The sequence below is a fragment of the Arthrobacter sp. NPDC057013 genome, assembly GCF_042674585.1.
Taxonomy (GTDB): domain Bacteria; phylum Actinomycetota; class Actinomycetes; order Actinomycetales; family Micrococcaceae; genus Arthrobacter.
In genome coordinates, this window is the sequence record NZ_JBHUSE010000002.1 from 122,199 (window position 1) to 137,352 (window position 15,154).

Here is a 15,154-nt window from a genome sequence, read left to right on the forward strand (position 1 = left end):
TGGCTAGTTGCACCTTGGGTAGCCGCACCTTAAAACGCTGCACTTTGGACAGCCGCACCCTAGACCGCGGCGCGCTGCTGCGGCGCTGCAACATCGGCCAGGACGCGTCCCAGGACGGCTTCGGCCGTCGCCCCGGAGAACTCAGCCTCGGGGTCCATCACAAAACGGTGGGTCCAGACGACGGCCGCGAGGTCCTTGATGTCGTCCGGCAGGACGAAGTTGCGTCCCTGGCCCGCGGCCCAGACCTTCGCCGCCCGGACCATGGCGAGGGCGCCGCGCACCGATACACCCAGGCGGGTCTCGGGAGCGTTGCGGGTTTCCTCGCAAAGCCGGGAGATGTACTCCAGCACCGCGGTGTCGACGTGCGTCGTGGCGGCGAGGTCCGCCATGTCGGCCACGGCCTGCGTGGTGATGACCGGCCGCAGGTCCCGGGAGCGGTCCTTGAGGTTGGTGCCGCCCAGGAGTTGCACGGTGGAGGCGTGGTCCGGGTACCCGATGGAGGTCTTGATCAGGAAGCGGTCCAGCTGGGCCTCGGGCAGCCGGTACGTGCCGGCCTGCTCGATCGGGTTCTGGGTGGCCAGCACCATGAACGGGCGGCCGGCTTCGTAGGTAGTGCCGTCCACGGTGACGCGGGACTCCTCCATCACTTCCAGCAGCGCCGACTGCGTCTTGGGCGAGGCCCGGTTGATCTCGTCGGCGAGGACGATGTTGCTGAAGATCGGTCCCTTGTGGAATTCGAACCGCTGGGTTTTCTGGTCGTAGATGGTCACGCCGGTGACGTCCGAGGGCAGCAGGTCAGGCGTGAACTGGATGCGGCTGTTGGACCCCTGTACTGTGGCCGCGAGCGCCCGGGCCAGGGAGGTCTTGCCGGTGCCGGGGGCGTCTTCGAAGAGGACGTGGCCTTCGGCGAGCATCGCGGTGAAGGTCAGGCGGATGACGTGCGCCTTGCCGAGGACGGCCTGGCCCACATTGGCGACGAGCTTCTCGAACGTCCCTGCAAACCAGTCGGCCTGCTCGCTAGTCATTGTCATGGTTGTTCCTCTTCTGTGTCGTTCCAGGCATGTTCGTTCTCGGCGGGGCGCGGCCCGAAATTCAGCACCGCAGCCAGTTTCAGCACTGGCCCACGCCCGGGCCGCGGATGTCCACGGTCGTGCCCTTGACGTACCAGCCCCTGTGCGGCCCGCCGTCCATCAGATACCAGCGCGTTCCGTTGTTGTAGATTTCGGACCAGCAGGGAGTGGGGATCCAGCCGTCGGAATACGACACCCAGTTGGCGTCGCTGCCGCCGCAACTGCGGGTGGCGGCGTTGTACCGGTCGGGGACGCCGGGCTTGCCGGGGCAGCTGTTGTTGTCGGACTGCTTGACCCTGACTTCAGTCAGCGGGGGCGTCGGATCTGCGCCGGACGTGGCGGCCGCGGAGTCGGACTGGCCGCAGTCCTTGATTCCGTCGGTGCCGTTGCAGGCGCGGACCGCCAGCGTGTGGCGCTGGCCCCAGCCGCCGCCGGCGTGGTTGTACTGCCGGGCCAGGCCCACGGACTTGAACCCTTGGCCGTCAAAGTTCACTTCGTAGCGGTTGATGGGCCTGCCGTTGTCGTTCGGCGCGCTCCAGGTCCAGTGGACCTGGCTGTCCCCCACGCCTGACGTGCCGCCGGTCACCACCGGCGCGCCGGGCGGACCGTACGGAACGGCCGAGCCGATGGCTTTGCCGTCACCGGAAACGTTGTTCTTGGTGGAGGAGGCGATGATGTTGACCGTGACGTTCCTGCCGTTGGGCTGGCCGTAGATGGTGCCGCCGCCGGCGCTGATCGGTCCCGATCCGTAGGCAGTGGACCAGCGATAGGCGATCTCCGATGCCTGGGACCCGTTCCGCTGCGCCTCCGTCAATGGCGTGAAGGTGACCTTGAGCTGGCCGGAGTTGCCGGGCGCCGTTACGGTTCCGCCGCTCACGGTCCCAGGCTTGCCGGCGGCCCGGACGGGCGCCGACTGCGCGCTGGTCCCGGACGTGCCGGCCTTGTTCGTGGCGGAGACCGTGAATGTGTAGTCAGCCTCGGAGTTGTCCACCGTGACGTTCAGCGAGGTTCCGGACGCCACCTTCTGGGTCTTGACCGCGGATCCGCCCCGGAGGGTGGTCAGCGTGTAGGCGGAGACGGCGTCGCCATTGTTGTCCGGGGCCGTCCAGCTGACGTTGAGCTGGGACTGCGGGCCCACGGAGCCGGCACCGGCGGCGGAGGGGGCTGCCGGCGTCACAGGGACGCCGGCCGGCACCTCGGCCGCGGAGTAGGTGCTCCACTCCGAGGGGTCCTTCGCGTCATTCCGGGCCAGGACGCGCACTTTGTAGGCCACGCCGTTGGTGAGTCCCTTCCAGACATAGCTTGTGGAGGTCAGGTTCTGGATCTGCGGGTTCTGGCCGCTGGGCGCCGGTGATATTTCCAGATCATAGGACCTGATCGGAGACCCCTTGCTGGCCGGTGCCTTCCAGGCAATGGAGAGCTGCTTGTCACCGAACTTCAGCGACGGAGCCAGCGGCATCTCGGGCTTGACGTCGGGCCGGACCTCGGCGGATGCCGGCGAACGGTCGGACTCGCCGAATTCGTTCGTCGCGGTCACCTGAAAGTGGTATTTCGTGTTGTTCACCAGGTTGTTCAGGGTGCATGAATTGGCCGGGCAGTCCTGCTTGTAGCCGCCCTCGCCGTACACCGTGTACGTCGTGATCGGCGAACCCCGGTCAACGGGGGCCGTCCAGTTCAGTAGCGCGGTGCGGTCACCCACGCTCTGTGCCTGCGGCGTGGTGGGCGCCAGCGGCTCGTCCTTGACCGTGAGCCGGATGCGGGCGGTGGCGTACCGGGAGGAGTCCTCGGTCTTGTCACCCACCGTGTAGGACACAATCAAGGTGCCGGAGAATCCGGCCGACGGTGTGACCGTCACCGAATCGCCGCTGATGGCGGCCGTGCCCTGGCCGGTTTCGGTGGCAACGCCGATGATCTTCAGCGGCGTATCCGGGAACGGGTTGGCGTCGTTGGCCAGCACCTTGACGGTCGCCGGTTTGCCGGCCGCGGCGTTTTCCTCCACGTCGTCGTTGGCCACGGGCTTGGGCCGGTTGGTGGCCGTGACGGCGAGCCGGAACGTGGCAGTCGATTCAAGGCCGCGCGGGTCCTTGGCCGTCACCTGCACGGCACCTCCGTCGCCTGTCTGCGCGCCATCCTTGGCGGTGACCTTGAGTGACGCGCCCTCTATGGCCACGTCGAAGCCCTGGGGTACCGCGCCGGCGATCGCGTACTTCATGTTCGCGGCGTCGTCCCCATCCGGGTCCGTCGTCAGCTTCGCGAGGTCTGCCGAGGCGGAGTCACCCAATGGAACATCCACCGAGCCGCCGAGCAGAACGGGCGGGTTGTTCCGGTGGGGGTCCGGAAGCACCTTGGTGCGGATGCTCAAAGTGGACTTGAGTCCGGCGGCGTCGTCAGGGCCGGTACCGTCCGTCACTTCGAAGGTAATGGACCCGGGCCCCACGTAGTCCCTGTCCGCCGTGTACTTGACGGCGGTTCCGCCGCCGGCCACCGGGTTGCTGCCGTCCGCACCGATGAGCTTGATCCGGTCGGTCTGGGTCAACCGCGGCGTGCGGCCGTCCCGCACCTTGACCCAGTAGGCGAGGTCGGCGGTCACACTCTGGCCAGCGACCACGTCGAGGACCTCGTCCTTGGCCAGGGTGGGAACCTGCTGGCCGAGGCCCGGCACCCAGATGATCGCGGTCGACTCCTGACCGTCCACGTCCTCAACCGTGTAGGGCACCAGCTGCGGCTGTTCGGTCAGCTCGACGATCATGTTGCCGTCCGGGCCCGGGCGCGCGGTGTCAGCGCTGCTGCTGATCTTGAGGTTCTCGCCCACGCCGTCAGGGTCCTCGTCGTTCTTGAGAACGGGGACGTCGACGGCGGTCTTGCCGAGCGTTTGCGCGGAGGTCACCCGGTCGTCCCGGGCGATCGGTGCCTGCAGCGGGACGTTGCTGTCCACCGCCATCCGGATGGCTGCCTGCGCGGAGGCTCCGCGTTCGTCGGCCACCGTGTAGCGGACGTTGACGGTGCCCTCGGTGGCCGGTGCCTGCAGCAGGATGCGGCCGCTTTGCTTGCTGACCGTGGCCTTCAGTACGGCGTCGGCTTCGATGCCGTCGGTGAGGATCCGGATCAGGTCGCCGTCCGGGTCAGTGTCGTTGCCTGCTGCGTCGACGGCGATCTGCCGTCCGGGACGGACGTTGACCTGGTCGTCCACGGGGGTGGGTTTCTGGTTGGTGTCGCTGCGTGGCGCGATGCCCACGGTGACGGTGCCGGTGTTCACGGCGCCCTGGCGGTCCACCACCTTGTAGCGGAACGTGTCGGTTCCCGCGCCGTTTCCGGCCGCGACGAAGTCGATGAAGTTGCTGCCCGCCGTCGCGGTGCCCATGCCGGGCGTGCTGTCGATGCCGGTCAGCTGGACGGAGTCACCGTCCGGGTCTATGCCATCCAGCGGCACCGGGATGCGCACCGTGCCGGCGGCCACCACGCGGGCGGTCAGGTTCCTGGGCTGCGGCCGGGAGTTTTCGGCGCCTTCCAACGGCAGGATGTGGATGGTGACGGCGGCGGCGCTCTTCTGGCCCTGCGGGTCCACGGCGTTGTAGATGGCGCGCACGGTCTTGGGCTGGCTGCCGGCGATGAACCGGAGGGCGTTTTCCGAGACGAAGCTCTTGCCGTCCTCCGCCGGAACAGCCTGCGGCAGGACCGGGTCAACAGTCAGCTTTTCGCCCTGTGGATGGGTGTCGTTGTCCAGGACCGGGATGGTCACGACGTCGTTGACGCGGACGTTGACCTCGTCGGGCTTGGGCTGCGGCGCCTCCACCACGGCCGGGGCTGGAACGGGCACCACCGAGACGCTTCCCGTGGCGGACGCCGTGCCGTTGGACATCGTGTAGCGGAACAGGAAGGGGTCCTTGGTGCCGGCGATGTCGGTGATCCGCAGGACGCTGTGGTCGATCACGCTGACCGACGCCGTGGCGTTCTCCGGCACGGCGACGGACTGCAGGACCAGGACGCCCCCCGACGGGTCGGAGTCGTTGGCCAGCGGGTCCAGCAGCACGCTGCCGCCCACCGGCAGGAGCGCAACGTCGTGGACGGCGACGGGTTTTCCGGTGTCCTTGCCGGATTCCACATCCACCCGGATGAGTCCCTGGCTGCTTTGCGGCCCGTTGCTCGCAATGTACGTCAGGTAGACCGGCCCCGGGGTGCGGCTGCGGAAGGTGAAGGTGCCGCCGTCGGTGACCGGGCCCAGTTCTGCCGCTCCGCTGGCCTCCACCTGGGCGAGGCGCAAGGCGCCTCCGTTGGGATCGACGTCGTTCTTCAAGGGTGCGATGACCAGGTCCTGGCCCACCACGGCCGTGACGTGGTCGGCGTTGACCACGGGAGCGAGTGCTCCCGGCGGCTGGACGTTGACCACCACCTTGCCCGTGGTGGTGGCGCGGCCGTCCCAGACGGTCACGGTGACGCTCTTCTTGCCGGCCGAGGCGCCCGAATCCTGGTAGGTGAGCAGGCCGTCGCGGCGGACCTTGACCTGGTCCTGTTCGTTGCCGGCGGTGGCTGACATCAGGACGAGGTCGTCGCCGTCGGGATCGGCCCAATCGGTGAGGATGTTCTGGCTGACGGTCTTGCCCTGCTCAACGAGGAGCGTGGTGGGGTCGCCGCGCTTGAAGGCCGGGGGCCGGTTCTCCTCCGCTCCGACGACGTTCAGGCTCACCTTGCCGCCGGCGGACAGGCCGCGGCCGTCCGCCGCGGTGTAGTCGAAGGTCTCGCTCCCCGGCGCGGCGTCGGCCGGCACCGTGATCTGGAAGGCGGACCCGCCGTAGATGCTCTCGATGCTGCCGGCCTGCGGGCCTTCCGCACCGAGCGACGCGGTCAGCACGTCGCCGTCGGGGTCGGAGTCGTTGTCGAGCACGCTCAGGACAGTGGTGCGCCCCGGACGGACGCCGACGACGTCGGGTTTCGTTTCGGGGGGACGGTTTGGTTTGGTGCGGTCCGGCAGGACGTTGATGGTGTTGTCGTCGGCGGACTCCTCATCGGGGTCGTCGGCCTGGTTCTTGGGCGGGACAACGTCGTCCCAGTTGTTGACCAGCTGCATGTTCTGGTTCACCAGCCACACGTTCCCCGAGTTCACGTCGTTGAGGACCACGAGGTCCCGGTTGACGCGGAACACGTAGCTGGGCGATGCGCTGGCCTTGGGCACGGCCACGTTTTTGTTGTCCGCATTGTTCGCGCAGTCGCGGACGTACTTGTTGGCCCCGGACCATGCCCCGTGGACGCAGCCGCCCAGCTGCACCGGCGCCGCCGGCACCCCCTGGCCGCCGAAGGTGACGGTCTTGGCGGCGGAGCCGTTCAGCGGCTGCTTGAGGAGTGCCTTGCTGGTGGCCACGGCCACGTAGTCCGACGCCGGGCCCGGCTGCTGGAGTTCCGCCTCCCGCGCGTCGGCCAGCGGCACCTCGCGGCCGCCCGGCAGGAACAGTTTTCCGGCGGCCGGGTCCAGGACCACAGGCTGGTCCCCGACGACGGTGAGCTGGAGGTCCCCGGAGCCCTTCAGGCCGTCCCACGTGCTGGATTCGGTGTGGGTGGGTGCCCCCGCGGCGTCCACCGTGGTCACGGTCACCTGTCCTGACTTCGGGTCCGCGGAAAAGATGCGGTCATCCGGGCCGACAGCGGACACCAGGCCTTGGGAACCCTTCACGGCAGGTTCGCTGGATTCCTCGTCGAAGGCGTTGACCGTTGACGGGGACATGGCCCACATCCTGCCGTCAGTCGGGTCGGTGACGGAGATGACGTCGGCGCCGAAACTCACCTGTGCGGTGCCGGGAAGCTTCTTGTCGCCGCCCAGCCGCATGTTGGCGGCTGACACCTGGTTCAGGGTGGAGCCGGATTCGTCGTCGACGAACACCTTGCCGGCATTCTGCAGGACGTCAAACGTGGTGCTGGCCGGGGTTACGGCGCCATCGAGGACCCGCGACGGATAATTGAGCCGGCCGACGGCGTTACGGGCCTTGCTGACCACCCAGACGCCGCCGTCGTTAAGGTCAACCTCGGTGGTCTTGAACCCCGGGTAGATCACGGCACCGGCCACCAGCGCAGCGGCGGCAGCGGAAAAGACAGTACCGGTGACGATCTTGTTGCGGCGTTTCCTCAGCCCCAGCCTGCCGAACAAAGTTGACACAGCGTTATTATTCCCCCGAAATCACAGCCGCCTGAGCGCGGCTTGCTGGCCCCTGAAGTTCCTCACGGGCCGGTGACATTCCGCCACTCCCCCATAGAGACGCCGGAACAATTTTCGAGTCTCGACTATTACATGGGCGCTGGCGGCTTGTCCAAGAACAGCCCTGTGGCCGTCGCTTACCCGGCCAGCCTACCCGCGCAGCCCCGTCCGGGCGATGGGGAGGACTGCCCACGCCCGCCCGGTCGGCCGGACTTGGGCCGGTAGCGCAAATCCAACCGCCTCAGTCCAGCACCAGGCCCTTGCCCCGTCCCCTCGCAAGGGTGACCGGCTGGATCTCGCCGAATCCCCGGACGTTCTCCACGGCCTGGGGAATGAGCACGAACCGCTCGTCCTGGTCCAGCGCCGCCGCTGTCATCGAGTCCACCAGTACGGTACCCGGATCGGCCAGCGTGGTGAGGCGCGCGGCAAGGTTGACGGTGGGGCCGTAGATGTCGCCCAGGCGGGAGAGGATGCGTCCCCAGACCATGGCAACGCGTGCCTCGGGCAGGATCTCGTCCCGGGTGAAAGCCTCCGCCAGGGCGAGGGAGATTTCGGCGCCCGCAGCCGGTGTCTCGGCGATATAGAGGACTTCGTCGCCCACGGTTTTCACCAGCCGGCCACCGCCCACGGAAATGATCTCGGCGCACTTGTTCTCGAACCGCTGCACCAGCTTGGCGAGGGTTTTCTCGTTCATCCGCCTGGAAAGGCTCGTGTAGGAAACCAGGTCGGCGAAGCCCACAGCACGCGCCAGCGGCAGCGGGGCATCGTCCTCGTCCCCTTCGCGGCCTTCCTCGCTGGCCTGCAGGCCGGCTTCCGCCCGGACAGCCAACCGCTGCACGGCGGCGTTGAGCTGGCGCCGCCAGGAGTAGACAAGCATTTCCTCAAGGGGGTCCACCAGCGCCGGCAGCTCATGGACCAGGCGCTTGCGGGCCTGGGCGTCCGTGAGCCCCTGTTCATGGACCATGTCCTCAACCAGGGCCTCGATCTGCCACACCACCATGCGGTCGGTCATCTGTCCGATGGCACGCGTCACCGAGATGGCGGCTTCCTCGGTGAGCATTCCGGCCCGGACCATGCCCACCGCCGTGGACAGGGCAGCCTGATCGCGTTCCGTGAAGGCGACGTCGTCGTCGCCCCAGTTGGGGAAGCCCAGGGCACGCCACAGCTTGCGCGCCGAGAGCAGCGACAGGCCAACGCCGGCAGCCACCTCGCGGCGGCGCAGCTTGCGCTCCCCACCCAGAAGCCTGGATTCGAGGGCTTTGGCCGCAATGCGCTCCGCGGACATTGTGCCGGCGGCCGGATTTTCGACGACGGCGTCCGTTACCTCCCGGTGGCCATTGTCCTGCGCACCGGGCTGGTCTGTGCCAGTCCCATGCGTGCCGGTCCCGTGCGTGCCGGTCTCCCGCGTGTCTGTCTCCTGGCCGCCGCGCTGATCCTCATCGTTCATCTGATCCACCTTCTCTCACATCCCGCGGAAACCGGGGGTCGGGCCCACCCGGCGCCTGACCCAATCCAAATGGTTCCTCGTCCGGAAGCTCGTCAAGGGCGTCCAGCAAGAACCTGTGGAAGGTGGCAACTTCCGGCACATCCTTCAGCACGGTGCCGAAATGGTGCCCGGCATCCAAGGATATATTCCCCGAACGCAACATCCGCTGGAGCATCGACTGGCTGATTGTGACATTACGCACTGAGACCAGGAAAACCTGCCGGTCCCGGCGGCGGAGCATGCCGTGGCGCGCCAGGACCCGCTGGCTGGTCAGGAAGTACCGGGTGGACTGCCACCGCAGCAGCCGCGGCAGGCAGTACCCCAACAGAATCCAGAGGCCGGCAATCACGCAGCCGGCCACTGCCCAAACCGTCCCCTCTCCGGTGATCGCGGGGGCCAGCGCGGACAGGCCGCCGCGGATGATCCACGCGCTGGCAAACGCAGCAAGGGCGGGCACCACAATAAAAACCACCGCCGGGATGAAAAGCACCCGCGGCTGCGGGCGGGTCACCACAATGACCTGCTCGCCCGGGAGGAGTTCCTTACGCATAACCGCTTTCGCCGGGCCCCTGTTTGTCAGAGCTGTGCGTCCCGGTGCTGTGCTTGCCAGGGTCCTGCGGCGACCACGGCCGCAGGTGGACGACGTCGCCCGCAGTCACCACGTGCTCATGGGCAGAGGCGTCCACCACCAGCAGGGACCCCGAGTCGTCAAGCCGGGACGCGTGGCCGATGATCTCGTGGTCGCCGGGAAGCTGGGCGCGGACCTGCTGCCCCAGGGTGACCATCGCGGTTTCGACGCGCTTGTGCAGCGACGGCCCGCCGGCCAGGCCGGCGGTAGCATCGCCGTCGGCGTTGCAGAAGCTGCGGTACAGCGTGCAAAAACGGGAGAGGTAGCCCTTCAACAGCACGGTGCGGTCTACTGTTTCGGCACCCTGCAGCTGGACGGACGTGGCAGTCGGCACCGGCAGCTCGTCCTCGGTGAGCGTGACGTTCAGGCCGGTGCCCAGGATGACGGGCGGCACCGAGCCGTCACCCATGGGGCCGAGCTGGGCGAGGATGCCGGCAATCTTCCCGCCCCGCACCAGGACGTCGTTCGGCCACTTCAGGTCAGCGGGAATTCCGGCCATCTCATCCAGCGCGTCGCGCAGCGCGACGGCGGCCAGGAGGGACAGCCAGGAGTAGGTCTGCGTGGGCAGGGGGCGGCCGTCAGCATTGACGGGCCGCAGCACCAGCGAGACCAGGACGGAGCTGCGGGCCGGCGCTTCCCAGGCGCGGTCGAGGCGGCCCCGGGCGGCCGTCTGGTGCTCTGCCGTCAGGACTGACAGGTCGGGCCAGGCCTTGGGATCCGCTGTCACGGCCCGCAGGAGATCGGCGTTGGTGGACCCGGTCGTGTCCACAACCGTCAGCTGCGCGATGCCGGTGGCGGCGAGGAAGTTGGCCTCGGACAGGGCTTCCCGGTCCAGGGCCGGCCGCTCGGGCACGTCCTTCGCTCCGGTCAGGTTCTCCTGCGGTCCACGGCTATCGTCAGGGCGTGCGGCATCCATAGTTGAATCCTAGCGACTCGCCGGGCTGCCCGGCCGGGAAAGCCCATGGTCAGGGCAGGCTCACAGGAAGATGTCAGGGACCAGGTCGGCTTCGGCGGCCCCCACGCTGTAGGGGCGGAAATCGGTGACGCCGGCGGCCGCCAGAACCTGCTCGTCCGTGTAGAAGTTGCCCGTGGCGAAGGGGCCCGCCTTGGTCCCCGCCCCGGCGAGCACGGCATGGGCGGCGTCGGCCATGATCTCGGGGCCGCGGGCAGCCCGGGCCAGTGACTCGCCGCCGGCCATGTTCCGGATGGCAGCCGTGTCGATCAGCGTCCGCGGCCACAGCGAGTTGACGCGGATGCCGTCGCCCCTGAGCTCCTCGGCCAGGCCCAGCGTGGTCAGGCTCATGCCGTACTTGGCCATGGTGTACGCCAGGTGGCAGCCTGCCCACTTCGGGTCGAGGTTGAGCGGCGGCGAGAGGGTGAGGATGTGGCCGCCGGAGGATTTGCGCAGTGCGGGCAGGGCCAGCTTGGAGAGCAGGAAGGTGCCGCGGACGTTGATGTCCTGCATGAGGTCGTAACGCTTCATGTCCACGGCGTCCGTCGGCGAGAGGTCGATCGCGGAGGCGTTGTTGATGACGATGTCGATTCCGCCGAAGCGCCCGACGGCGGCGTCCACGGCACCCGCGACGTCGTCGTCGTTCCGGACGTCCCCCACCAGCGGCAGGGCACTTCCGCCGGCGGCCTCCAGTTCTTCGGCAGCGCTGTAGACGGTACCTTCGAGCCTGGCGTGCGGCTCTCCGGTCTTGGCGAGCAGCACCACGTTGGCGCCGTCGCGCGCTGCCCGCCGGGCGATGGCCAGGCCGATGCCCCGGCTGCCGCCGGACATCAGGATGGTCCGGCCCCGCAGGCTGCCGGTGGCCCGGTAGGGGGTGGCCGGAACAGGGTAAGCGTCGCTGCTCGAAGTCATAGGGACACTCTAGCCGCACTTTGTTACTCGTGAGTAACATCGGCCGTTCCGTCGGCGCCACGGACGAAAATTGTAGGAACCCTACAGCGGTCCCGGAAATATGCGTCACTAGACTAGCCATCAGGGCTTTGGATTTGTGCGGATGCTACTTAAGCCGGCAACCAGCGCCCCCCGTTACGCTGCCACAGCAGAACAGCTACAGCACAACAGCTACAGAGCCGGAGACACTTCATGAGCCACGATCTGACCACGACGGCGGGAAAGATTGCCGATTTCCGCGACCGCCAGGCCCGTGCTGAGCAGCCTTCCGGCCCTGAAGCCATCGAAAAGCAGCATGCGCGGGGCAAGAACACCGCCCGCGAGCGCATCGACCTGCTGGTCGACGAAGGCTCCTTCGTGGAGTTCGACGCCCTGGCGGTCCACCGCTCAACGGCCTTCGGCATGGAGAAGAAGAAGCCGCTCGGCGACGGCGTCGTGTCCGGTTACGGAACCGTGGACGGCCGGCTCGTGGCGCTCTACAGCCAGGACTTCAGCGTCTACGGCGGCTCCCTGAGCCAGGTCAACGGCGAAAAGATCGTGAAGGTCCAGGAATTCGCCCTCCGCAACGGCTGCCCCGTAGTGGGCATCAACGACGGCGGCGGAGCCAGGATCCAGGAGGGTGTCGCCTCGCTGGCCATGTTCGCGGACATCTTCCGCAACAACGTCCACGCCTCCGGTGTTGTACCCCAGATCTCCCTCATCATGGGCCCGTGCGCCGGCGGCGCTGCCTACTCCCCCGCACTGACCGACTACGTGGTCATGGTGGACAAGACCTCCCACATGTTCATCACCGGCCCGGACGTCATCAAGACCGTCACCGGCGAGGACGTGGACATGGAGACCCTCGGCGGCGCCCGGCAGCACAACGCCACCACCGGCACCTCCACCTACCTGGCCTCGGACGAAGCCGACGCCATCGAGTTCGTCCGGGAACTGCTGGACTTCCTGCCCTCCAACAACCTCTCCGAGGCGCCGGTACAGGAGCACCAGCAGGAACTGGAGCTCGACGAGGACGACCTCACCCTGGACACCCTGATCCCGGACTCCGCGAACCAGCCTTATGACATGCGCAAGGTCATCGAACAGATCGTGGATGACGCCCACTTCCTGGAAATGCAGTCGCTGTACGCTCCGAACGTGATCATCGGCTACGGCCGCGTCGAAGGCCACACCGTGGGGATCGTGGCCAACCAGCCGCTCCAGTTCGCCGGCACGCTGGACATCTCGGCCTCCGAAAAGGCGGCCCGCTTCGTCCGCCACTGCGACGCGTTCAACATCCCGATCGTCACCCTCGTGGACGTTCCGGGCTTCCTCCCGGGCAAGGACCAGGAATTCCAGGGCATCATCCGCCGCGGCGCCAAGCTCCTGTACGCCTACGCCGAAGCCACCGTCCCCAAGCTGACCGTGATTACCCGGAAGGCCTACGGCGGTGCCTACATCGTGATGGGTTCCAAGAAGCTCGGGGCCGACCTGAACCTCGCCTGGCCCACCGCCCAGATCGGTGTGATGGGCGCGCAGGGCGCCGTCAACATCCTTTACCGGCGCGATCTCGCCGCCGTCGCCGAGGCCGGGGGCGACGTCGAGGCCAAGCGCGCCGACGTGATCCGGCAGTACGAGGAAGAGCTGCTCAACCCGTACCAGGCGGCAGAGCTGGGCTACGTTGACGCCGTCATCGCGCCGTCGGACACGCGGCTGCAGATCATCAAGGGCCTGCGGGCGCTGCGCGACAAGCGTGCGAGCCTGCCCACCAAGAAGCACGGGAACATCCCGCTGTGACCGCCCGGAATCCGGCGGCCGAACCGGCCGAAACCGGCCAGCCGGCCGAGACCCTGTTCTCCGTCACCAAGGGCGAACCGACACCCGAGGAGCTGGCGGCGCTTACCGCCGTCGTACTTTCCATGGCTTCCGCCTCGGCGGCCCGCACGGAGAAGCCAAGCATCCGGCAGTGGATGCGCCGGCAGCAGCTGCGGCTGGAGCCCACGCCGGGTCCAGGCGCCTGGAAGCGGAGCCGGGGCTAAAATCCCCACCGCCTCCCTAATGTTTAGCGACTCTTTCATAACCGGAACCCCGCGGTTAGTCTCGTGGGGTGACTACTGAATCTGCCGCCCCCGCGCGCCCCCGGACCGCCATCGATGCCGTCGCCGACGCCCACACCGACACGCTCCTCGCCCTGGATCCGAGCCTTGCCACCACGCTCGGCATCCCGGGGCACGACACGGAGTTCCAGGACTTTTCCCCTGCCGGGCTCGGCAGGTTCGCCGCGGCGGAACGGAAGACCCTGGAGGCTCTCGAGGGTCTGGAACCCGTTGACGACGTCGACGCTGTCACCCTTGATGCCCTGCGCGAACGCCTTGGACTCCAGCTGGAGATCCACGCTTCCGGCTGGAACCTGGCCGAGCTGAACAACATCGATTGCCCGGCGCAGAACATCCGGTCGATCTTCGACCTCATGCCCACGGACACAGCGGAACACTGGGCCAATATCGCCGGCCGCACGCACAGCGTACCGGCCGCAATCAGTGGCTACATCGAGTCCCTGCGGACAGCCAAGGACAACGGCAAGGTCTCGGCCAGGCGCCAGGTGTCGATTGTGATCGAGCAGACCACCAAATACGCTGCGGAAGACGGCTTCTTCGCCAAGCTCGCCGCCGACGCCAAAACAGCGGACGGCCCGCTGCCGGCGGAACTGCAGGAGAAGCTCGACGCCGGTGCTGCCGCCGCACGGTCAGCGTACACCGGACTGGCCGCGTTCCTGCAGGAGGAACTGCTGCCGGTCGCACCGGAGAAGGACGCTGTGGGCCGGGAACGCTACGCACTGGCCTCCCGGGTGTTCCTTGGCGCCGCCGTCGACCTCGAGGAAACCTACGCGTGGGGCGTTGAGGAACTCGAGCGGATCATTGCCGCGCAGGAACAGGTTGCCGGACAGATCAAGCCGGGCGCCTCCATCGCGGAGGCCAAGGGGATCCTCAACAGCGATCCCGCCCGCCGGCTCAAGGGAACGGATGCCCTGACGGCGTGGATGCAGGAGCTCTCTGACCGTGCCGTCTCCGACCTTGCCGGCGTCCACTTCGAGATTCCCGACGTCATGAAGACACTGGAATGCCGGATCGCGCCCACCGACGAGGGCGGCATCTACTACACGGGCCCGTCGGACGACTTCAGCCGGCCCGGGCGCATGTGGTGGTCAGTCCCCGCCGGCGAGGACACGTTCACCACCTGGGCCGAGACCACCACCGTGTTCCACGAGGGTGTGCCCGGCCACCACCTGCAGGTGGCCACCGCCGTCTACCGGCGCGAACTGCTCAACAGCTGGCGGCGCAACGTCTGCTGGACCTCGGGGCACGGCGAGGGCTGGGCCCTGTACGCGGAGAAGCTCATGGAGGAACTCGGCTACCTCAAGGATCCGGGGGACCACATGGGCATGCTGGACATGCAGCGGATGCGGGCTGCCCGGGTGGTGTTCGACATCGGGGTCCACCTGGAACTCAACGTCCCCGCGCGCTGGGGAACGGGCACCTGGACGCCGGAGAAGGGCTTCGACTTCCTCAAGGCCAACCTGGACATCAGCGAGGGCAACCTGCAGTTCGAGTTCGCCCGCTACCTCGGCTGGCCGGGCCAGGCCCCGTCCTACAAGGTGGGCCAGCGGCTGTGGGAGCAGATCCGCGCGGAGCTCGAAGCCCGGCCGGAGTTCGACCTCAAGGCCTTCCACACCAAGGCGCTCAACATCGGCTCCGTAGGCCTCGACACCCTGAAGCGCGCCATGCTCGACTGACCCGCCCTGCCGCCCGGGGCTCCGAGTTTTTGTCCAGATATCACGAGTTAAAGGCTCTCCAGGTCGCGATATCTGGACGAAAACTCCCCGGCCATGGGGAGATGTTTGCCA

General features: G+C 67.7%; 9 protein-coding genes. 3 read left to right on the forward strand and 6 right to left on the reverse strand.

Translation table 11 applies throughout. The features are described 5' to 3' along the window. Positions 1-59: 59 nt before the first annotated feature. From ACFTSA_RS04580 to ACFTSA_RS04605, 6 genes are all read right to left on the reverse strand, one after another. A complete protein-coding gene (locus tag ACFTSA_RS04580) occupies positions 60-1,031 on the reverse strand; it encodes an AAA family ATPase (RefSeq protein ID WP_377949964.1) in 972 nt (323 codons plus the stop codon). Positions 1,032-1,110: 79 nt separating this feature from the next. Continuing rightward, the gene (locus ACFTSA_RS04585; RefSeq protein ID WP_377949966.1) at positions 1,111-7,215 is read right to left on the reverse strand and encodes an Ig-like domain-containing protein; all 6,105 of its coding nucleotides are present in this window, start codon (positions 7,213-7,215) and stop codon (positions 1,111-1,113) included. 280 nt (positions 7,216-7,495) lie between these two features. After that, complete coding sequence (locus ACFTSA_RS04590; protein ID WP_377949968.1) at positions 7,496-8,701, reverse strand: adenylate/guanylate cyclase domain-containing protein; 1,206 nt, start codon at positions 8,699-8,701, stop codon at positions 7,496-7,498. Next, a complete protein-coding gene (locus ACFTSA_RS04595) occupies positions 8,691-9,290 on the reverse strand; it encodes a PH domain-containing protein (RefSeq protein WP_377949970.1) in 600 nt (199 codons plus the stop codon). The genes ACFTSA_RS04590 and ACFTSA_RS04595 overlap by 11 nt, the downstream gene beginning before the upstream one ends. Further along, positions 9,283-10,284, reverse strand: a complete 1,002-nt coding sequence (locus ACFTSA_RS04600) for a biotin--[acetyl-CoA-carboxylase] ligase (protein WP_377949971.1) — start codon at positions 10,282-10,284, stop codon at positions 9,283-9,285. The genes ACFTSA_RS04595 and ACFTSA_RS04600 overlap by 8 nt, the downstream gene beginning before the upstream one ends. A gap of 60 nt (positions 10,285-10,344) precedes the next feature. Beyond that, entirely contained in the window at positions 10,345-11,232 is an 888-nt protein-coding gene (locus ACFTSA_RS04605) for an SDR family oxidoreductase (RefSeq protein WP_377949973.1), read from the reverse strand. 231 nt (positions 11,233-11,463) lie between these two features. Here ACFTSA_RS04605 and ACFTSA_RS04610 point away from each other — a divergent pair, with 231 nt between their 5' ends. From ACFTSA_RS04610 to ACFTSA_RS04620, 3 genes are all read left to right on the forward strand, one after another. Then, positions 11,464-13,047 (forward strand): acyl-CoA carboxylase subunit beta, encoded by a 1,584-nt coding sequence (locus tag ACFTSA_RS04610; RefSeq protein WP_377949974.1) that lies wholly within the window; start codon positions 11,464-11,466, stop codon positions 13,045-13,047. Next, positions 13,044-13,289, forward strand: a complete 246-nt coding sequence (locus ACFTSA_RS04615) for an acyl-CoA carboxylase subunit epsilon (RefSeq protein WP_377949976.1) — start codon at positions 13,044-13,046, stop codon at positions 13,287-13,289. Before ACFTSA_RS04610 ends, ACFTSA_RS04615 begins: the two co-directional genes overlap by 4 nt. 68 nt (positions 13,290-13,357) lie before the next feature. Next, positions 13,358-15,043 (forward strand): DUF885 domain-containing protein, encoded by a 1,686-nt coding sequence (locus ACFTSA_RS04620; protein ID WP_377949978.1) that lies wholly within the window; start codon positions 13,358-13,360, stop codon positions 15,041-15,043. Positions 15,044-15,154: the final 111 nt, after the last annotated feature.

What these genes read in the sequence shown, in the direction of transcription:
- ACFTSA_RS04610 (WP_377949974.1), top strand. Translation starts at nt 11,464, where the DNA reads ATGAGCCACGATCTGACCACGACGGCGGGAAAGATTGCCGATTTCCGC.
- ACFTSA_RS04595 (WP_377949970.1), bottom strand. Translation starts at nt 9,290, where the DNA reads ATGCGTAAGGAACTCCTCCCGGGCGAGCAGGTCATTGTGGTGACCCGC.
- ACFTSA_RS04590 (WP_377949968.1), bottom strand. Translation starts at nt 8,701, where the DNA reads ATGAACGATGAGGATCAGCGCGGCGGCCAGGAGACAGACACGCGGGAG.
- ACFTSA_RS04600 (WP_377949971.1), bottom strand. Translation starts at nt 10,284, where the DNA reads ATGGATGCCGCACGCCCTGACGATAGCCGTGGACCGCAGGAGAACCTG.
- ACFTSA_RS04605 (WP_377949973.1), bottom strand. Translation starts at nt 11,232, where the DNA reads ATGACTTCGAGCAGCGACGCTTACCCTGTTCCGGCCACCCCCTACCGG.
- ACFTSA_RS04580 (WP_377949964.1), bottom strand. Translation starts at nt 1,031, where the DNA reads ATGACAATGACTAGCGAGCAGGCCGACTGGTTTGCAGGGACGTTCGAG.